This is a genomic window from Citrobacter freundii complex sp. 2024EL-00216 (assembly GCF_043945515.1).
Lineage (GTDB): Bacteria > Pseudomonadota > Gammaproteobacteria > Enterobacterales > Enterobacteriaceae > Citrobacter > Citrobacter portucalensis.
In genome coordinates, this window is the sequence record NZ_JBIMRA010000021.1 from 37,739 (window position 1) to 52,944 (window position 15,206).

Consider the following 15,206-nt stretch of genomic DNA (forward strand, 5'->3'; position numbering starts at 1 on the left):
ACCCGGGCATCGCGGATTATACGTGCAGACGATGGTGCAAACGCGCACCGACCAGCAACGCCAACACCAGCATCAGGGCGATAAATCCGCCCACGCCGTTCCAGCCATAGCTGTGCCAGAACACACCGCCCAGCGTACCGGCAATACTGGATCCCAGATAATAGCTGAACAGATACAGGGAAGAAGCCTGGCCTTTAGCGCGTTTTGCTCGTGGTCCAATCCAACTGCTTGCTACGGAGTGCGCGGCAAAGAACCCGGCTGAAAAGAGCAGCATCCCGGCGAAGATCAGCCATAGCGATGTGAACAGGGTCATCAAAAGTCCAACCAGCATCACGCCTGTTGAAAAGAGCATTACCGGGCCACGACCATAACGAGTGGTCATAGAACCCGCCTTTGGCGAACTCCATGTCCCGGTCAGATACGCCACAGATAACAAACCTACAACCGCCTGGCTGAGCTCCCACGGGGAGAGCATCAGGCGGTAGCCGATATAATTAAACAGCGTGACAAACGATCCCATCAGTAAAAAACCTTCCGCAAACAGCAGCGGCAAACCTTTGTCGCGCCAGTGCAAACGGAAGTTGATAAACAACGTTTTCGGGCGCAGCGATGTGGGTCTGAAATGACGGGATTCCGGTAAGATTTTCCAGAACATCAGCGCAGAGGCAAGGGCAAAACAGCCGATCGCCGCCAGCGCGATACGCCAGTTAAAAAAGTCGGTAAACACACCGCTGATCAAGCGACCACTCATACCGCCAATCGAGTTACCGCTGATATACAAGCCCATTGAGAAGGCGACGAAACTGGGATGAATTTCTTCACTCAGATAGGTCATCCCTACCGCCGCGACGCCGCTCAGTGAAAGTCCTATCAGAGCACGCATGATTAAAATACCGTGCCAGCTGGTCATCATCGTTGAAAGCAGCGTACAACAAGAGGCGAGCAGCAGCGCGGTAACCATCACCGGCTTGCGGCCAATAGCATCTGAAAGTGGGCCGGTAAACAGTAACCCTATCGCCAGCATCGCCGTCGAGATGGAAAGCGAGATACTGCTGCTTGCGGGAGAGACCCCAAACTCGTGCGAGAGCACTGGTAGTATGGGTTGTACGCAATAGAGGAGGGCAAAAGTCGCCAGTCCGGCGGAAAACAGCGCCAGCGTGACGCGCATAAATGGGGATGTTCCGCGTTTGATAAATCCATCCGGCGGGGTAACTATCTGTTCATCAACATCGCTTGTTGGCGCGGTATCGACAGTTGTTGTACGGCTCACTTGAAATCCTTGCTCATTCAATTACGTCTACAGGACCAGCCTTAAGAGTATGAAAATCACAATATTCTGTCTAATATATTAATAATCTCAAATAATATTTTAAAAATATGAATATCGAACTGCGTCATTTACGTTACTTTGTGGCCGTTGCCGAAGAGTTGCATTTTGGTCGGGCGGCGGCGCGGTTAAACATTTCGCAACCGCCGCTAAGTCAGCAGATCCAGATCCTTGAACAGCAGGTTGGCGCCCGGTTACTTGCCCGAACTAACCGTAGCGTGGCGCTGACCTCTGCCGGAAAGCAGTTTCTGGCAGACAGTCGGCAGATCTTAGGGCTGGTTAATGAAGCCGCCGCCAGGGCTGAGCGTTTGCATCTGGGAGAAGCAGGGGAATTACGTATCGGCTTTACGTCGTCCGCGCCGTTTATCAAAGCGGTTTCAGATACGTTATCGCTGTTTCGCCAAAGCTACCCGGCAGTGCATATGCAAACCCGTGAAATGAACACGCGTGAGCAAATTGCCCCGCTCAATGAAGGAACGCTGGATTTGGGACTTCTGCGTAATACGCAGCTTCCGGAAACGCTGGAGCGTGAAATCATTCTGCATGAACCACTGATGGCAATGATCCCACGTGCGCATCCGTTGGCGCAAAAACCCGTGGTCACGTTGGCCGAACTGGCGAATGAGCCATTTGTCTTTTTTGACCCCCATGTGGGGACAGGGTTGTATGACGATATTCTGGGCCTGATGCGTCGCTATGGACTGAAGCCGACGATTGCGCAGGAGGTTGGCGAGGCGATGACTATCATCGGGCTGGTGGCCGCAGGATTAGGGGTTTCTATACTTCCTGCTTCTTTTAAACGGGTGCAGCTGTATGAAATGTGTTGGATCCCGATAGCGGAAGAAGATGCTGTCTCGGAAATGTGGCTAGTGTGGCCAAAGCATCATGAGCAAAGTCACGCCGCGCAACGCTTTCGCGAGCAGCTTCTGGCGGCCGTTCAGAGCGGTTAATTTAGTTTAAAAATGGGCGAAAATGTGCAGTAAATCACAAGGCTAAGTAAAAAGTTGACGGAAGCCATTGAAGTGCTTCACCATAGCCCGCAGATTATTTCGGAGCGCGAAAATAAAGGGAGTAAGTGGTGGTTGCTGATAGTCAGCCTGGGCATATCGATCAAATTAAGCAGACCAATGCGGGTGCGGTTTATCGCCTGATTGATCAGCTGGGTCCGGTATCGCGTATTGATCTCTCCCGTCTGGCACAATTGGCGCCTGCCAGCATTACCAAAATTGTCCGCGAAATGCTCGAAGCGCATCTGGTGCAAGAGCTGGAAATCAAGGAAGCGGGTAGCCGTGGACGTCCGGCCGTTGGGCTGGTTGTCGAAACGGAGGCCTGGCACTACTTATCCATTCGTATCAGTCGTGGCGAGATTTTTCTGGCGCTACGCGATCTGAGCAGCAAGCTGGTGGTTGAAGATTGTCTTGAAATGGCGCTGGTCAGTGAAACGCCGTTGCTGGATCGCGTGATAACCCAGGTCGATCAGTTTTTCATCCGCCACCAGCAAAAGCTGGAGCGCTTAACCTCCATTGCCATCACCTTACCCGGCATTATTGATACTGAAAACGGTATCGTTCATCGCATGCCATTTTACGAAGATGTCAAAGAGATGCCGTTGGGCGAAGCGCTTGAGAACCATACCGGCGTGCCGGTGTATATTCAGCACGATATCAGCGCCTGGACGATGGCCGAGGCGCTTTTTGGCGCATCGCGCGGTGCGCGCGACGTCATTCAGGTGGTGATCGATCATAACGTGGGTGCAGGGGTGATCACTGACGGCCATTTGCTGCATGCATGCAGCAGTAGCCTGGTGGAGATTGGCCATACGCAGGTCGATCCCTACGGTAAACGCTGCTATTGCGGCAACCATGGTTGTCTGGAAACAATCGCCAGCGTCGATAGCGTGCTCGAATTGGCGCAGGTGCGCCTGAAGCAGTCAATGAGTTCTTCTCTACATGGGCAACCGTTAACGGTAGACGCGCTGTGTCTGGCGGCCATGCAGGGTGATTTATTGGCGAAAGATATCATTAGCGGCGTTGGGACCCACGTCGGTCGAATTCTTGCCATCATGGTGAATTTGTTCAACCCGCAAAAGATATTGATTGGCTCTCCGCTCAGTAAAGCGGCAGATATCTTGTTCCCAACCATCGCTGACAGCATTCGTCAGCAGGCGCTTCCGGCTTACAGTCAGCATATAGTCGTTGAAAGTACCCAGTTTACCAATCAGGGGACGATGGCGGGGGCGGCGCTCGTGAAGGACGCGATGTATAACGGTTCTTTGTTGATTCGTCTATTACAGGGTTAACATTTTTTAACTGTTGTACGAAAAATTGCGCTATCTCAAGCTGATCCTGGTCGTCATACCTTAGACTTTCTCCACTGTTTTATTTTCCTGACTTATATTTTCAAAGCATAACGGTGGAGTTAGTGATGCTGAAGCGTTTCTTTATTACAGGTACAGACACTTCTGTTGGGAAGACCGTAGTTTCCCGCGCATTACTACAAGCGTTAGCGTCAGGGGGTAAAAGCGTTGCGGGTTACAAACCTGTAGCCAAAGGCAGCAAAGAGACGCCTGAAGGTCTGCGCAACAAAGATGCACTGGTACTGCAAAGTGTGTCATCTATTGAGCTGCCTTATGAGGCGATTAACCCAATTGCGTTGAGCGAAGATGAAAGTAGCGTAGCGCATAGTGGTCCGGTCAATTACACCCTGTTATCCAACGGTCTCGCAAGCCTCAGCGAAAAAGTCGATCACGTTGTCGTGGAAGGCACCGGAGGCTGGCGGAGCTTGATGAACGATCTGCGTCCGTTATCGGAGTGGGTGGTGCAGGAACAACTGCCGGTGCTGATGGTAGTGGGTATCCAGGAAGGCTGTATTAATCATGCGATCCTCACCGCGCAGGCGATAGCCAGCGACGGACTGCCGTTGATTGGCTGGGTTGCGAATCGCATTAACCCGGGGCTGGCGCATTATGCGGAAATCATTGATGTGCTGGGTAAAAAATTACCTGCACCGCTGATCGGTGAACTGCCTTATCTGCCTCGTGCAGAGCAGCGTGAACTGTCTCAGTACATCCGCCTGTCAATGCTCGGCAGCGTGCTGTCGGTAGATAGAGTCGTGGCGTAACGTACGCGACAGTACCGACGCCAGGACACAGGCGATCAGTAATCCGGGGAGCAGGCGATACTCCCCGGTCATTTCACAAACCATCAACGTCGACATTATTGGTGCATGCGTGGTAGCCGCCAGCAGCGTGGCCATCCCCGTTAATCCCAGCAAAATGGCAATTTCATCCGAGCCCGGAAGCCATAATCCCCATACCTGACCCAGCAACATGCCCACCGACAAGCCGACAAACAGCGTTGGCGTAAACACGCCACCCGGGGCACCGGATCCACTGCTGGCAAGCACCGCCAGTAATTTGCAGATAAAAATCCCGCTAACCACGGCCAGCGGCGGTGGTGAAAGTAAATATGACTGCACCACGCTGTAGCCATTACCCCAGACCGTAGGCGTGAGCAATGAAAGCAGGCCAACGATCAACCCGCCAAGCGCCAGTTGCCACGGTGGCGAGAGTTTTAAGCGCAAAAATACATTATGGCTGGCGGTCATCAACCACATGAAGAGCGGTCCGCAGATGCCAGCAGCCAGACCGGTGCTGACAATCATAACGTATTCCAGAGCATGTAATTCCCGCGACAGGTGCACGGTATACAGCAGCGCATTGCTGTCGCTAAGCAGATTGGTGGTGAGTAATGCGACTACGGCGGATACCACTACCGGTCCCAGTGAGGCGAGGATCAGCGTGCCAAACAATACTTCGGCAATAAATAAACTGCCCGCCAGCGGGGCATGATAGGCTCCAGCCATACCTGCAGCGGCGCCACAGGCAATCCATAACTTCCATTCTGTACGCGGGGTAAAGCGTTGAGCAAAGCAGGAGGCCGCCAGCGCCGCCAGTAAAATCATGGCACCTTCACGTCCGATGGCGCTCCCGCTGGCGACGACCAGTAACGAGGCCAGCGATTTCACCAGGCTTGCACTGACGTCAAATTGTCCGTCGGTTTGCAGGGCTTCCATATAATCAGTGGGAGCCTGCGGACGTAAACGGTTAAATTTTTGCCAGCCCCACAGTAGTAATCCAGCCGCCAGACCGCCGAGTGCAGGTGTCAGCATACGCCTTAAGGGCGAAAGGTTTGTCGCTGCGTTGACCAGACTCCCTGTGTTGTTGCTCAGAAACAACCATTCGAGAAGTAGCATGGCATGACGAAATCCTGCGACGGCCAGCGCAGCAAGGACGCCAATCAACGCGGCGATCATCAGGCGGCGGAACATGGCACGCAGGTCAGGGTAAGCATGTAAATGATGCATGAGTGGCCAGACTGGAAAATTCAGACGCTCTATTTTGCGGCTATTAGGCAACAGAAGCAAAAGCACAGCGTGCGCAACAGGATGCACCACAGGCAGGACAATTCCTGCCTGTGACGAAATTAACGGAACAAAGGCTTATCGGCTACCGGGATCAGTAACTGTGATTGCCACTGTGCCAGCGTCAGGCGCGCCAGCTCACCAAGCGCCTGGTAGAACGGGTGATCGGCTTTTTCGATAAACACATTAAGAAAGCGCGATGACCATGGGAACAGATGCCAGGCCAGCAGTTGCTCGCACTCGGTGTGGCGTTCGTTCTCGGCAAGCCAGGCCGTCAGCAACAGCAGTGAACCAAAGTGATCTTCTGGCTCATTTTGCTGCATGGCAAACTGGATGCCGTTGTCCCGCATCCACTGACGCAAAGCCAGCGTGGAGTCGCCAAACAACACGTTTTCACGATCCAGCCAGACGGATCCCCATGGCGGAGAAGGGAGCGCATAAGGTCCAACAAACAGACGTTGCCAGGCCTGCGGGAGAGACTCATCGGCCTCAGCCTGAAACTGAGCGACTAACGGCGAAAGCGTTGTCTTTTCAAGCGGCCACTGCGTCTGCCAGCCATCGGTTCTTAACGCACTGACCAGTGCCGAAGCTTCCGCACTGTCTAGGGCATAGTAAAATAGCGCGCCGAGCACACGCGCTGCAGTAGAAAAGTTGTCTCGTTGTGAAAAATGGGTCATGCAAACAATCCTGAACAGTGCGGGTTGCCCCGCACCCGAAAGTTAACCTGCAACAGCCATTCCGACTGTCATATGTAAACCGTAAAACAAACCGCGGCCAATGATTTCACCGACAAGCACCAGAATTAACCCGAGCGCCAACCCGCCAACTGACGGTCCTTTGCGACGGATCAACGGACATATCCAGCAACCCAGACCCGCGGCCAGCAGCAGCACACGCCAGACCTGTAAACTGCCGTAGTCGGGAACCAGTGCGCTGGCGGATTGTACCGAACTGTGGATCTCGCCGAGTGACAGTCCCTGCAGCACAATAACGGCCACCGTAACCAGCAGAGCCAATACGCTGATACCGGCGAATCTGGCGGCGTTAAAAGAAACACCTGCAGCACGCAGCAGCAGAGCGGCAAATAGCGGTCCACTGAGCAGCATCGTCATGAAAAACGCCAGTGTAGTATAGCCGTTATACCAGGTTGGGACGGTGTCTATCTGGTAGACGTTGGTCATCGCAAAGACAAATACCAGGCCCAGCAACATGCTCAACAGCATCCAGATTTTACCTAACGCTGCGGGCATTTTACCGAGAAACGCCACCAGCCACCACAGGCCACCGACGGCGAAAAACAGCGAACCGCTGGCGATTTCGTTACTTAGCGCCGATGCGCCAATTCTGTTCAGCGAGTTAAACGCGCGCAGCGGCGAACCTAAATGCATGATCGAGGCGAGAAAGGCTATGCCCATTACCAGCCAGAGAAAAAACATACTGCGAACGATACGTTGTTTTGCCAACTCGTCTTTAGCGGTCAGCCAGCCGTAACCACTGACGATCAGCGCCCCGGCTACGCACTGGCCCAGCACCGTGAACAGTACCAGCGGCCATTCATGCCATCCATTTCCCATTTTACACCTCCTTTGGATTAGCCAGAAAACCCGTGGTATCCCCGGTCGGGCGGCAATTGGCGTTTGGTTTGATCACAATATTTGGTTTGGTGAAGTGCGCACCCGGCAGCGGGGCGACGGCAGCCAGTTCACCATGTTTTTTGCGCAGTTCGTCGATGGGGCCAAAATCCAGCGCACGCAGCGGACAGGACTCGACGCAGATGGGCTTTTTGCCGTCTGCCACACGATCATGGCAGCCATCACACTTGGTCATATGTCCTTTTGCAGCATTGTACTGTGGCGCACCGTACGGGCAGGCCATATGACAGTAGCGACAGCCAATGCACACGTCTTCATCGACCACCACAAAACCATCCTCACGCTTATGCATCGCACCACTTGGGCAAACCTTGGTGCAGGCCGGATCCTCGCAGTGGTTACAGGAGATGGAGAGATAGTAGGCAAAAACGTTCTGGTGCCAAACACCGTTGTCTTCCTGCCAGTCACCACCTGCGTATTCGTAAATCCGCCGGAAACTGACGTCAGGGGTGAGGTCTTTATAGTCTTTGCAGGCCAGCTCGCAGGTTTTGCACCCGGTGCAACGACTGGAATCAATAAAAAATCCATACTGAGTTGTCATGGGTTAGTCCTTAAACCTTCTCGATCTCGACCAGATTAGTGTGCTGTGGGTTGCCTTTTGCCAGCGGTGAAGGGCGCTGTGTTGTCAGCGTATTAACGCAGGCACCATGGTCAATTTTGTCGCCGGCCATATCCGCATCGTGCCATGCACCCTGGCCCATTGCGCTGACGCCAGGCAGGATCCGTGGCGTCACTTTGGCCGGAATACGTACTTCCCCGCGGTCGTTAAAGACCCGCACCATATCGCCATTTGCAATACCACGCTTTTGGGCATCGACGGGGTTGATCCACACTTCCTGACGACAGGACGCCTGCAGAACATCAATATTGCCGTAGCTGGAGTGCGTACGGGATTTGTAATGAAAGCCAAACAACTGTAGCGGAAATGCGCTGCGTTTAGGATCGTCCCACCCTTCAAACGTGGAGGCGTAGACGGGAAGTGGGCTAATTACTTCATCCTTCTGCAACTCCCAGGTGTTAGCAATTTTCGCCAGCCGGCTGGAGTAAATTTCAATCTTTCCAGACGGTGTTTTGAGTGGATTGGCCTGCGGATCGTCGCGGAATTTTTTATAAGCGACAAAATGCCCGTTAGGATCTTTGCGTTTATAGATCCCCATTTTTTTCAGCTCGTCATAAGAAGGGAGCGCGGGGTCCTTGGCCAGCATTTTTGCATACAGATACTGGAGCCACTGTTCCTGAGTACGGCCTTCCGTAAACCGTTGATAGATATCATTGCCAAGGCGTTTGGCGACTTCGCTCATTATCCAGTAGATCGGTTTGCGTTCGAACTTCGGTGACGTCGCGGGTTGAATAAAAATGAGGTATCCCATGTTGCCCGCATAGTCGTTAGGAATGATGTCTTCCTGTTCGACGGTCATTAGGTCCGGCAGCAGAATATCGGCATATTTCGCAGAGGATGTCATGAAATTTTCGATGACCACTATCATTTCGCATTTCGTATCATCCTGAAGGATCTCATGCGTTTTATTGATATCTGAGTGCTGATTAGTAATGGTGTTGCCCGCGTAGTTCCAGATAGACTCCATTGTCAGACGGATGGATGGACTTGAAGTAGTTGACTCAATGCTACTTAAGGTCCTGATATGACTGACATTAATCATGATAATACTGTGTATTCATCCAGTTCTTTCTCTGGGTCTCCCTATCTGTATCAGCAAGTCTACACCTCAAGTCCTGACACAAGGCTGACACAAATCAATCTACTCGGCGTAGCTAAGCCTCAGTTAGTCCGTAGAGCCAATGGTCGATATACTATCCGCTTCAGACTCAAGGGACAGACCACACCGTTTCTTTCAGTATCGACCCGCAGCACACACAGGAGAGTAGCCAAAATGCGTCAGAGAGAGCTTGCAGCCACAGCTAAGGCCTTCATGTTGGATAGACCTGAAGTCTCGCTACAGGAGCTTACGGACCACCTCCGGTCTATGGCTGAGCAGTTCCTGACAGACGCTAGTGATGACTACTGGAATGGACTTGAGGTCGCTACTCTGGTGGACGAGAAGTCGAACCTGAAGGAGCTAGCAGCTACGCAGGCTCTGAGTCTGGACCAGCAGAAGGGCATAAGGTTAGCGCTTGAAGTCCTGACCGCAGCACAGCAGAGGGTAGACACTGGTGATACCTCTGGCCTGATTGATATTGTGATGAATAACCCTACGGATTACTCAACTATATGCGACTCTATGGCAATTCTGAGTAACGAGCAGGGAGTCAGCCCAGAAGTATTCACGCAGGAGCGCCAACCTGAGGTCGCTATCTGTAGTTTTTCTGAGCTTGTGTCCTCACTGCTGGCTGAGAAGGTCCAGACCCTGAAGTCCTCCAGCTACAAGGACCTCTCGTCCTCACTAAATACTGTCTCCCGGTTCCTGCCTGAAGACATGGACCTGATGTCTCGCTCTGAGTGGCTGGCTGTCAGGGACGCTATGCTGGCTTCTGAGGTGAGACCATCGACAATCAACAAGCTGCTGACCAAAGCGAAGATGTGTCTCGATTATGGCCTGATGAATGGGCAACTTGAGGGCCGCAACCCTATTGAACGGATGAAGCTGACCAAGGATATCGACTCCAAGCGTAGAGCATTCACTGACGAGGAGCTGGAGAGACTTCTTGTCCGGGTAGAGGCTGAGTATCAGTTCACACGACATACCGCTCACACGACCTCTGAGGCTCGCAGGTGGGCGACTCTGGTCTCTGTGGTCACTGGTGCTCGGTCTGCTGAGGTCTGCCACCTGACTAAACGTGACATTGTAACCTTGGACAATGGACTGGTCTGTATCGACATTAATGAAGATGGGGACGGGAAGTCCGTAAAGAACAAGCATTCAGTCCGACTTGTACCGCTGACCGATGGCGCTTATGGGTTTGACCTGACGTCCTTCCTGTCGTGGGTAGACGCTCAGCCTGATGATGGTCCTCTCTTCGGGATGACACCGAGCGCCTACTCTAACTGGTTTAACTCAAGGGTCCTGACTGAGGCCCTGCCAGACGCTGATAACGTCTCGCTTCATAGTCTGAGGCATTGGCTGGCGACCCGTATGAAAGAGCGTGGAGTCAATCTGGTGGACGCTCAAGGCATCTTAGGTCATAGCTCGCAGTCAATCACTTACGACCTGTACGGGAAGGGACACGCGGTAGGACGTCTGGCTGATGCGCTGGCTGTAGCGTTGTCGACCCCGTAGTCCTTGAGTGGGCGGTAAGCGATGGGTCGTTAAGGTGGGCGACCCTTAGTCCCTAGCGGTAAGCTCACTTTTCAGCTTTTCATTTTCTGCTGATAACCGCCAGTTGTTCCATTCCAGCTTTTCTATTCTTTTTGTCTGGGACCATATATGCCCAAGTAACGCTAGCAGGATGACACCCAGCCCAATTATTGTCGCCATGTTGAACTCGCTTAGTGTTTGAAATAAAAGTCATCTTAGGTCTCTCTACATGATTTATATGCTTTTGTCAAGGGAATCTATAAGGAGGGGCTTAACTATCACAGTAGGATGGATTACATCCTCACTATCAGGAGATTAACGTTAGCTGCTCGCCAGCTCACAGCCTCGCCTCTGGTCCTTTGCGGAGCGTCCATGCGGGAAGTCTTCCACACTTAATCTAATCACATCGTTAACCTTTCCACGGAGGGACATCACATGTCTAAACGCTACGAGTCCGACACTTTCCGCACTCGCCTGTACGACTATCTAACTTTCGACTCAACCATACCGGAGCTACTCCGAGTTAAGAAACCTTACGGCAAATCCAGGCGTGCAACCGGAGAGCCTGTGAGTTTCGCTGTAAGTGAGCAAGGCTACGCCAATGTGAATGTACTGGGTAAGACCTATCGTCGCTCCAGAGTCATCTACAGCCTGTGTAAAGGCCGCATCCCTGACGGGTACGTGGTAGACCACATCGACGGTAATCGTCTCAATGACCATCCTGACAACCTACGGGTCTGCACGTATCAGGAGAACCGATGGAACGCAGATAGTCACGGCGGTAAGCGTCAGAACTATTTGCCTAAGGGCATTAGCTACTACGCCAAAGCTGACCAATATCGGGCTATGCTTCGTCTTAGCGGTCGACACTACACGCGGTTGTCGCCTTCAGTCTCCGACCTGATTCTCTTCCTTCAGGAGCTGCGTCAAGAACATCACAAGGAGTTTGCTTTTGATGGTTGGACCGAGTGGACGGAGAAGGACCAGAAGGCTGCGGACATCAAGTACCAGACTGGACCTGTCCTCGGTAAGGTATTGACTGGCGGTAAGCCAGCTCACGTCCGACTAAACCGCGCTACTGGTCAAATGTACAGGCAAACAGCCGATGGTAAGCGACATTCGGTAGCTGAGTCTGACCTTATTCAACTGTGAGTCATTAGGCTGAGAGCGGCGCCTGCTCTGGCCTGTAATAAACTCTCACTAGTAGGAAGAACGGGCAGACACTGAGACCAGACCAACCAGCGATGGGGGTAGGGGGGCAGACCAATAGATGCCGACTTAAGGTTAGACTTAAGTTAAGACCTAAGGAGGCAGACTGAAGTTAGTACCTTAGGCTCATCCAAAGTCATTATTATGATTGTGGTAACACAATTCCTATTACTACCTACAGTCCAGACTTCAAGCATCGGGACCCTGTATACATTGGGTCGTTGCTTGCGGTTGGGTATGTATGTATGACCAGTGGTAGGGCTTAACTATCACTGTTAGAAAGATTACACCCTCACTATCGGGAGACCATACATTCCGCCTCTGGTCTTGATGCGTCAAGTTATGCGGAAGCTCTCCCGACATTAAGTCTTTCTCCATACCAAGGCTAGCAAGACAGCCTCTGTCAGACTCCCAGCCCGTTAGCGTTCTCGTGTCTTCATTATGACTTGGGTCTATCGCCGCTCACCATCTGGACGTCGGACATGCTGTCTTGCACCTTTATCACTACTGGTCATCGCAGACCACATCACAATTACCTCAAGTCATTCTGTTTGCGTCCTGTTGCCTGCTGGTCTCCCTTTACGTGGGGGCTTGAGTAGGTCAGTGGGGTGCGACTTCAGGGTGCAAACAAAAGGAGTACACGTAAATGTCCCAACAAGAAATCAGCATCATTAACCTCGACCAGCTTGTGTCCATGACCTCAGTTGAAATTGCGGAGCTGACAGGCAAGGAGCACCGAAATGTCCTGCGCGATATTCGCAATATGGCTGAGGAGCTTAACGCGCTCAAAACTGAGCTGGTTGGCGAGGAAGTATACAAGGACGCTAAAGGCGAGAGCCGGGTAATGTACCGTCTCGACCGTAAGCATACTTTTATTCTGGTCGCTGGCTATTCCGTTCACCTCCGCGCCAAGTGTTACGACCATATTCAGACGTTAGAGCGTCGAGTCCTTCAACTGGAAGACCAGAAGAAGCGAGCAGCCATTCAGTCTGCTAACCGTCGAGGCGTGACTTGGGGTGACTACTGCAAAACCTATGGTCTACCCGCTCAGAAGCTAATGACCGCACTTCTTCAGCATCGTGGTCTCTTTCGTAAGAATCCAATCAGTAACGAGTGGTCTGTAAATCCAAAGTATTCCGACTGCTTCCGTATCATTAAGCCGTCAGACCAGAAGTTCTCAGCAGGTGGTTATAACTTTCGCTTCAACGCTAAGGGATTGGAGGTCTTCGGTAAGCCTGCGATAGTCGATAAACTGCGAGGCATCCTTATTGCCTTCACTGGCACCGACCAGCAGAAGCAAGAGCATCTCCTGAAGCAGGCCCAATCCGGCAAGCTGGAGGGACTCTAAGATGATTGACCCGCGCACACCTGAGGGCCGCATGACTCTCCGTTACCGTGGCTACCGGACTGAAGTCATCCTGAAGGAGCTTGGTCTAGACACGGAAGATGAGACCCGCCAGCACCAATCACGAGACGAGCTAATAGCGCAACTGGTCGCTATGAAACTGCCGTCAGCTAGCAAGCTAGCGCCTAACCGTTAGTAGCTCACCTACTCAATACCTAATTTAAACCTTTTGAGATGACCGATGCGGGGAGACGCCGCAGGACTAAACATGCCTGTGGTCGACCGATAGTCTCAACCTCAAGAGGAGAAATGAACATGTTATTCAACAACAACGACTGGAAACTGTTAGTCACCGACATCAATCTTTACGAGAACACTGTGAGTTTGGACGGTCAGTCCTATCCGCTGTCGCTCGCTATCAAGACCCTCATTCCGGGCTACCTGTCAGGCCTGCCGTCTACCAGCCGTGAGTCTATGGAGTTACTGGAAGCTCTGGCTGAAGCTGGCGTGGCCATTGGAAACTTCTTCAGTAATGACCTGATGACTGCCTACCAACGCCGCCAGATGAATAAACGTATCGAGGCTGAGCGTATCACTAAAGAGCTGGCGTCTCAGAAAGAGCGTACCCGCGAAATGTTCATGACCGAGGCCGAATGGCAGAAAGAGCTACAGCGCCGCGAACAGGTCAAAACTGAACGCCGGACCTATGGTGAGAACCTCCGCAGCGCTACCCATTCTGCTGGTCGTTCCAAGGCTTCAATTATGGCTGACCTCGATAGTGGCGCTAACTGGATGGATTCCATCTAAGAACACACGGTCCCTGACTTACCGTTAGGGACTTCAAATATCTGACTCAAGGAGATTGATTATCATGACTCTGACTAAAGACGCTTTACAGTTCGGCATTGAGCCTGTTCGTATCACCGACACCGACAACCTTCAGATTAACGAAGGTCTGCCGACCAACGCAGACCCGCAGGTCTATGCCTTCCAGTTAGCTAAGCTGGTGAAGACCATGCTCAATTCAGTGCTTAAAGACGCTCAGGATAACATCCCGTTCCCGGTAGAAGTCCTGCCGACCCGTAACAGCTTACCGACTCCAATCATTGCTCACACTCTGGCTGACCGCTCTGTGCTGGTCCCTGTCCGTGGTGGCAAGCGACCTGAAGTCGTGACCGCTCCGTCTGGTACTGAAATCACCGTCGAGCCGATTGAGCAAGCTATCCTCGTGTCCCACCAGACCAAGTTATGGGACCAGAAGTCCTCTACTGGTTTCACTCAGGGGACGCTCCAGCAGGACGCTCTGAACATCTGCGATAACGTGGTCCGTACCATTAACTCTAAAATGGTTGACGTTCTGGAGTCCTCTAAGCTGCTGAAGACCGTCGAGCTTCCTGTCCTGACTGGTAGCCTGACCGCTAAGGCAGACGCTATCATGGACGCTCTGTATGACAACACCGAGCCATCTTTCGGTTCTGAGGTTTCTGACTATGGCATTATCGCCCATGAGTCACACATCAAGGCTCTCTCTCGTCTGGCTGCTAAGCAGGGCTTCTCTGGTGAAGACGCTATCGTGGATATGCTGGGTACCGACATCGCATATTACAACGGTGAGGACAAAGGTGTGTTCATGTTGGCTAAACGCTTCACGGCCCTGAGCTTCGGCTGCTTCCGTCACGACGGTGAGAATATTACGGTCGTCCTTTCACGTGATGGCGACTCTCAGTCCCACGACTTGGAAATCCTCGGTAAAGTGTTCGTTGTCGCTGAAGCTGCTACGACCGTCAAGATGGGCACTGGCTCAGCTACTGCCGTCCTGCCTGTAGTCAAACGCCTGAAGTTCACCAAGACCGAAGCGTAAGACCAATGGGTAAGAGCATTAGTAAAGGCTTCAGGTCCATCGCCAAGGGCCTGACAGGTGGTGGTGGGACTCAAGGTGGGGCTTCGGTCCCGCCTCCTGTAGCTCCTCCTGTAGCTCCTCCAGATGACGCTCAGCA

Annotated in this window: 13 protein-coding genes and 1 pseudogene; 8 read left to right on the forward strand and 6 right to left on the reverse strand. The window is 52.5% G+C overall.

Features of this window, described 5'->3' with window-relative positions; all coding sequences use genetic code 11:
• Window positions 1-16: 16 nt before the first annotated feature.
• Window positions 17-1,270 (reverse strand): MFS transporter, encoded by a 1,254-nt coding sequence (locus ACHHZ7_RS20620; protein WP_003832886.1) that lies wholly within the window; start codon window positions 1,268-1,270, stop codon window positions 17-19.
• Between the two features lie 107 nt (window positions 1,271-1,377).
• On the opposite strand from ACHHZ7_RS20620, the gene ACHHZ7_RS20625 reads away from it, so the two are divergent.
• The 3 genes from ACHHZ7_RS20625 to bioD all read left to right on the forward strand — a co-directional run bounded on the left by ACHHZ7_RS20625 (window position 1,378) and on the right by bioD (window position 4,447).
• On the forward strand, window positions 1,378-2,277 hold the full coding sequence (locus ACHHZ7_RS20625; RefSeq protein WP_032943386.1) for a LysR family transcriptional regulator: 900 nt from the start codon (window positions 1,378-1,380) through the stop codon (window positions 2,275-2,277).
• A gap of 128 nt (window positions 2,278-2,405) precedes the next feature.
• Window positions 2,406-3,626 (forward strand): sugar metabolism global transcriptional regulator Mlc, encoded by a 1,221-nt coding sequence (mlc, locus tag ACHHZ7_RS20630; protein ID WP_060683730.1) that lies wholly within the window; start codon window positions 2,406-2,408, stop codon window positions 3,624-3,626.
• A gap of 125 nt (window positions 3,627-3,751) precedes the next feature.
• The gene (gene bioD, locus ACHHZ7_RS20635) at window positions 3,752-4,447 is read left to right on the forward strand and encodes a dethiobiotin synthase (RefSeq protein WP_020996409.1); all 696 of its coding nucleotides are present in this window, start codon (window positions 3,752-3,754) and stop codon (window positions 4,445-4,447) included.
• On the opposite strand, the gene clcB is transcribed toward bioD, so the two are convergent.
• The 5 genes and pseudogenes from clcB to ACHHZ7_RS20660 all read right to left on the reverse strand — a co-directional run.
• Window positions 4,403-5,692 (reverse strand): voltage-gated ClC-type chloride channel ClcB, encoded by a 1,290-nt coding sequence (gene clcB, locus ACHHZ7_RS20640; protein WP_060683729.1) that lies wholly within the window; start codon window positions 5,690-5,692, stop codon window positions 4,403-4,405. The two genes, bioD and clcB, sit on opposite strands and share 45 nt — an antisense overlap.
• A gap of 119 nt (window positions 5,693-5,811) precedes the next feature.
• Complete coding sequence (gene dmsD / locus ACHHZ7_RS20645) at window positions 5,812-6,426, reverse strand: Tat proofreading chaperone DmsD (protein WP_060682236.1); 615 nt, start codon at window positions 6,424-6,426, stop codon at window positions 5,812-5,814.
• A gap of 42 nt (window positions 6,427-6,468) precedes the next feature.
• The gene (locus ACHHZ7_RS20650) at window positions 6,469-7,323 is read right to left on the reverse strand and encodes a dimethyl sulfoxide reductase anchor subunit family protein (protein ID WP_048235411.1); all 855 of its coding nucleotides are present in this window, start codon (window positions 7,321-7,323) and stop codon (window positions 6,469-6,471) included.
• A 1-nt stretch (window position 7,324) separates the two neighbouring features.
• Window positions 7,325-7,942, reverse strand: a complete 618-nt coding sequence (dmsB, locus tag ACHHZ7_RS20655) for a dimethylsulfoxide reductase iron-sulfur subunit DmsB (protein WP_008784727.1) — start codon at window positions 7,940-7,942, stop codon at window positions 7,325-7,327.
• 10 nt (window positions 7,943-7,952) lie between these two features.
• A pseudogene (locus tag ACHHZ7_RS20660) lies at window positions 7,953-8,978 on the reverse strand (molybdopterin dinucleotide binding domain-containing protein); the annotation flags it as partial.
• Window positions 8,979-9,044: 66 nt separating this feature from the next.
• Here ACHHZ7_RS20660 and ACHHZ7_RS20665 point away from each other — a divergent pair.
• The 5 genes from ACHHZ7_RS20665 (at window position 9,045) to ACHHZ7_RS20685 (ending at window position 15,070) form a co-directional block, all read left to right on the forward strand.
• The gene (locus ACHHZ7_RS20665; RefSeq protein ID WP_164091697.1) at window positions 9,045-10,637 is read left to right on the forward strand and encodes a site-specific integrase; all 1,593 of its coding nucleotides are present in this window, start codon (window positions 9,045-9,047) and stop codon (window positions 10,635-10,637) included.
• A gap of 453 nt (window positions 10,638-11,090) precedes the next feature.
• Window positions 11,091-11,807: an HNH endonuclease gene (locus ACHHZ7_RS20670; RefSeq protein ID WP_052686864.1), complete on the forward strand. Its 717-nt coding sequence runs from the start codon at window positions 11,091-11,093 to the stop codon at window positions 11,805-11,807.
• Window positions 11,808-12,510: 703 nt separating this feature from the next.
• Window positions 12,511-13,212 (forward strand): Rha family transcriptional regulator, encoded by a 702-nt coding sequence (locus ACHHZ7_RS20675; RefSeq protein WP_060682233.1) that lies wholly within the window; start codon window positions 12,511-12,513, stop codon window positions 13,210-13,212.
• 312 nt (window positions 13,213-13,524) lie between these two features.
• A complete protein-coding gene (locus tag ACHHZ7_RS20680) occupies window positions 13,525-14,016 on the forward strand; it encodes a hypothetical protein (protein WP_060682231.1) in 492 nt (163 codons plus the stop codon).
• A gap of 64 nt (window positions 14,017-14,080) precedes the next feature.
• Window positions 14,081-15,070 (forward strand): hypothetical protein, encoded by a 990-nt coding sequence (locus tag ACHHZ7_RS20685; RefSeq protein ID WP_060682230.1) that lies wholly within the window; start codon window positions 14,081-14,083, stop codon window positions 15,068-15,070.
• The last annotated feature ends 136 nt before the right edge of the window (window positions 15,071-15,206 follow it).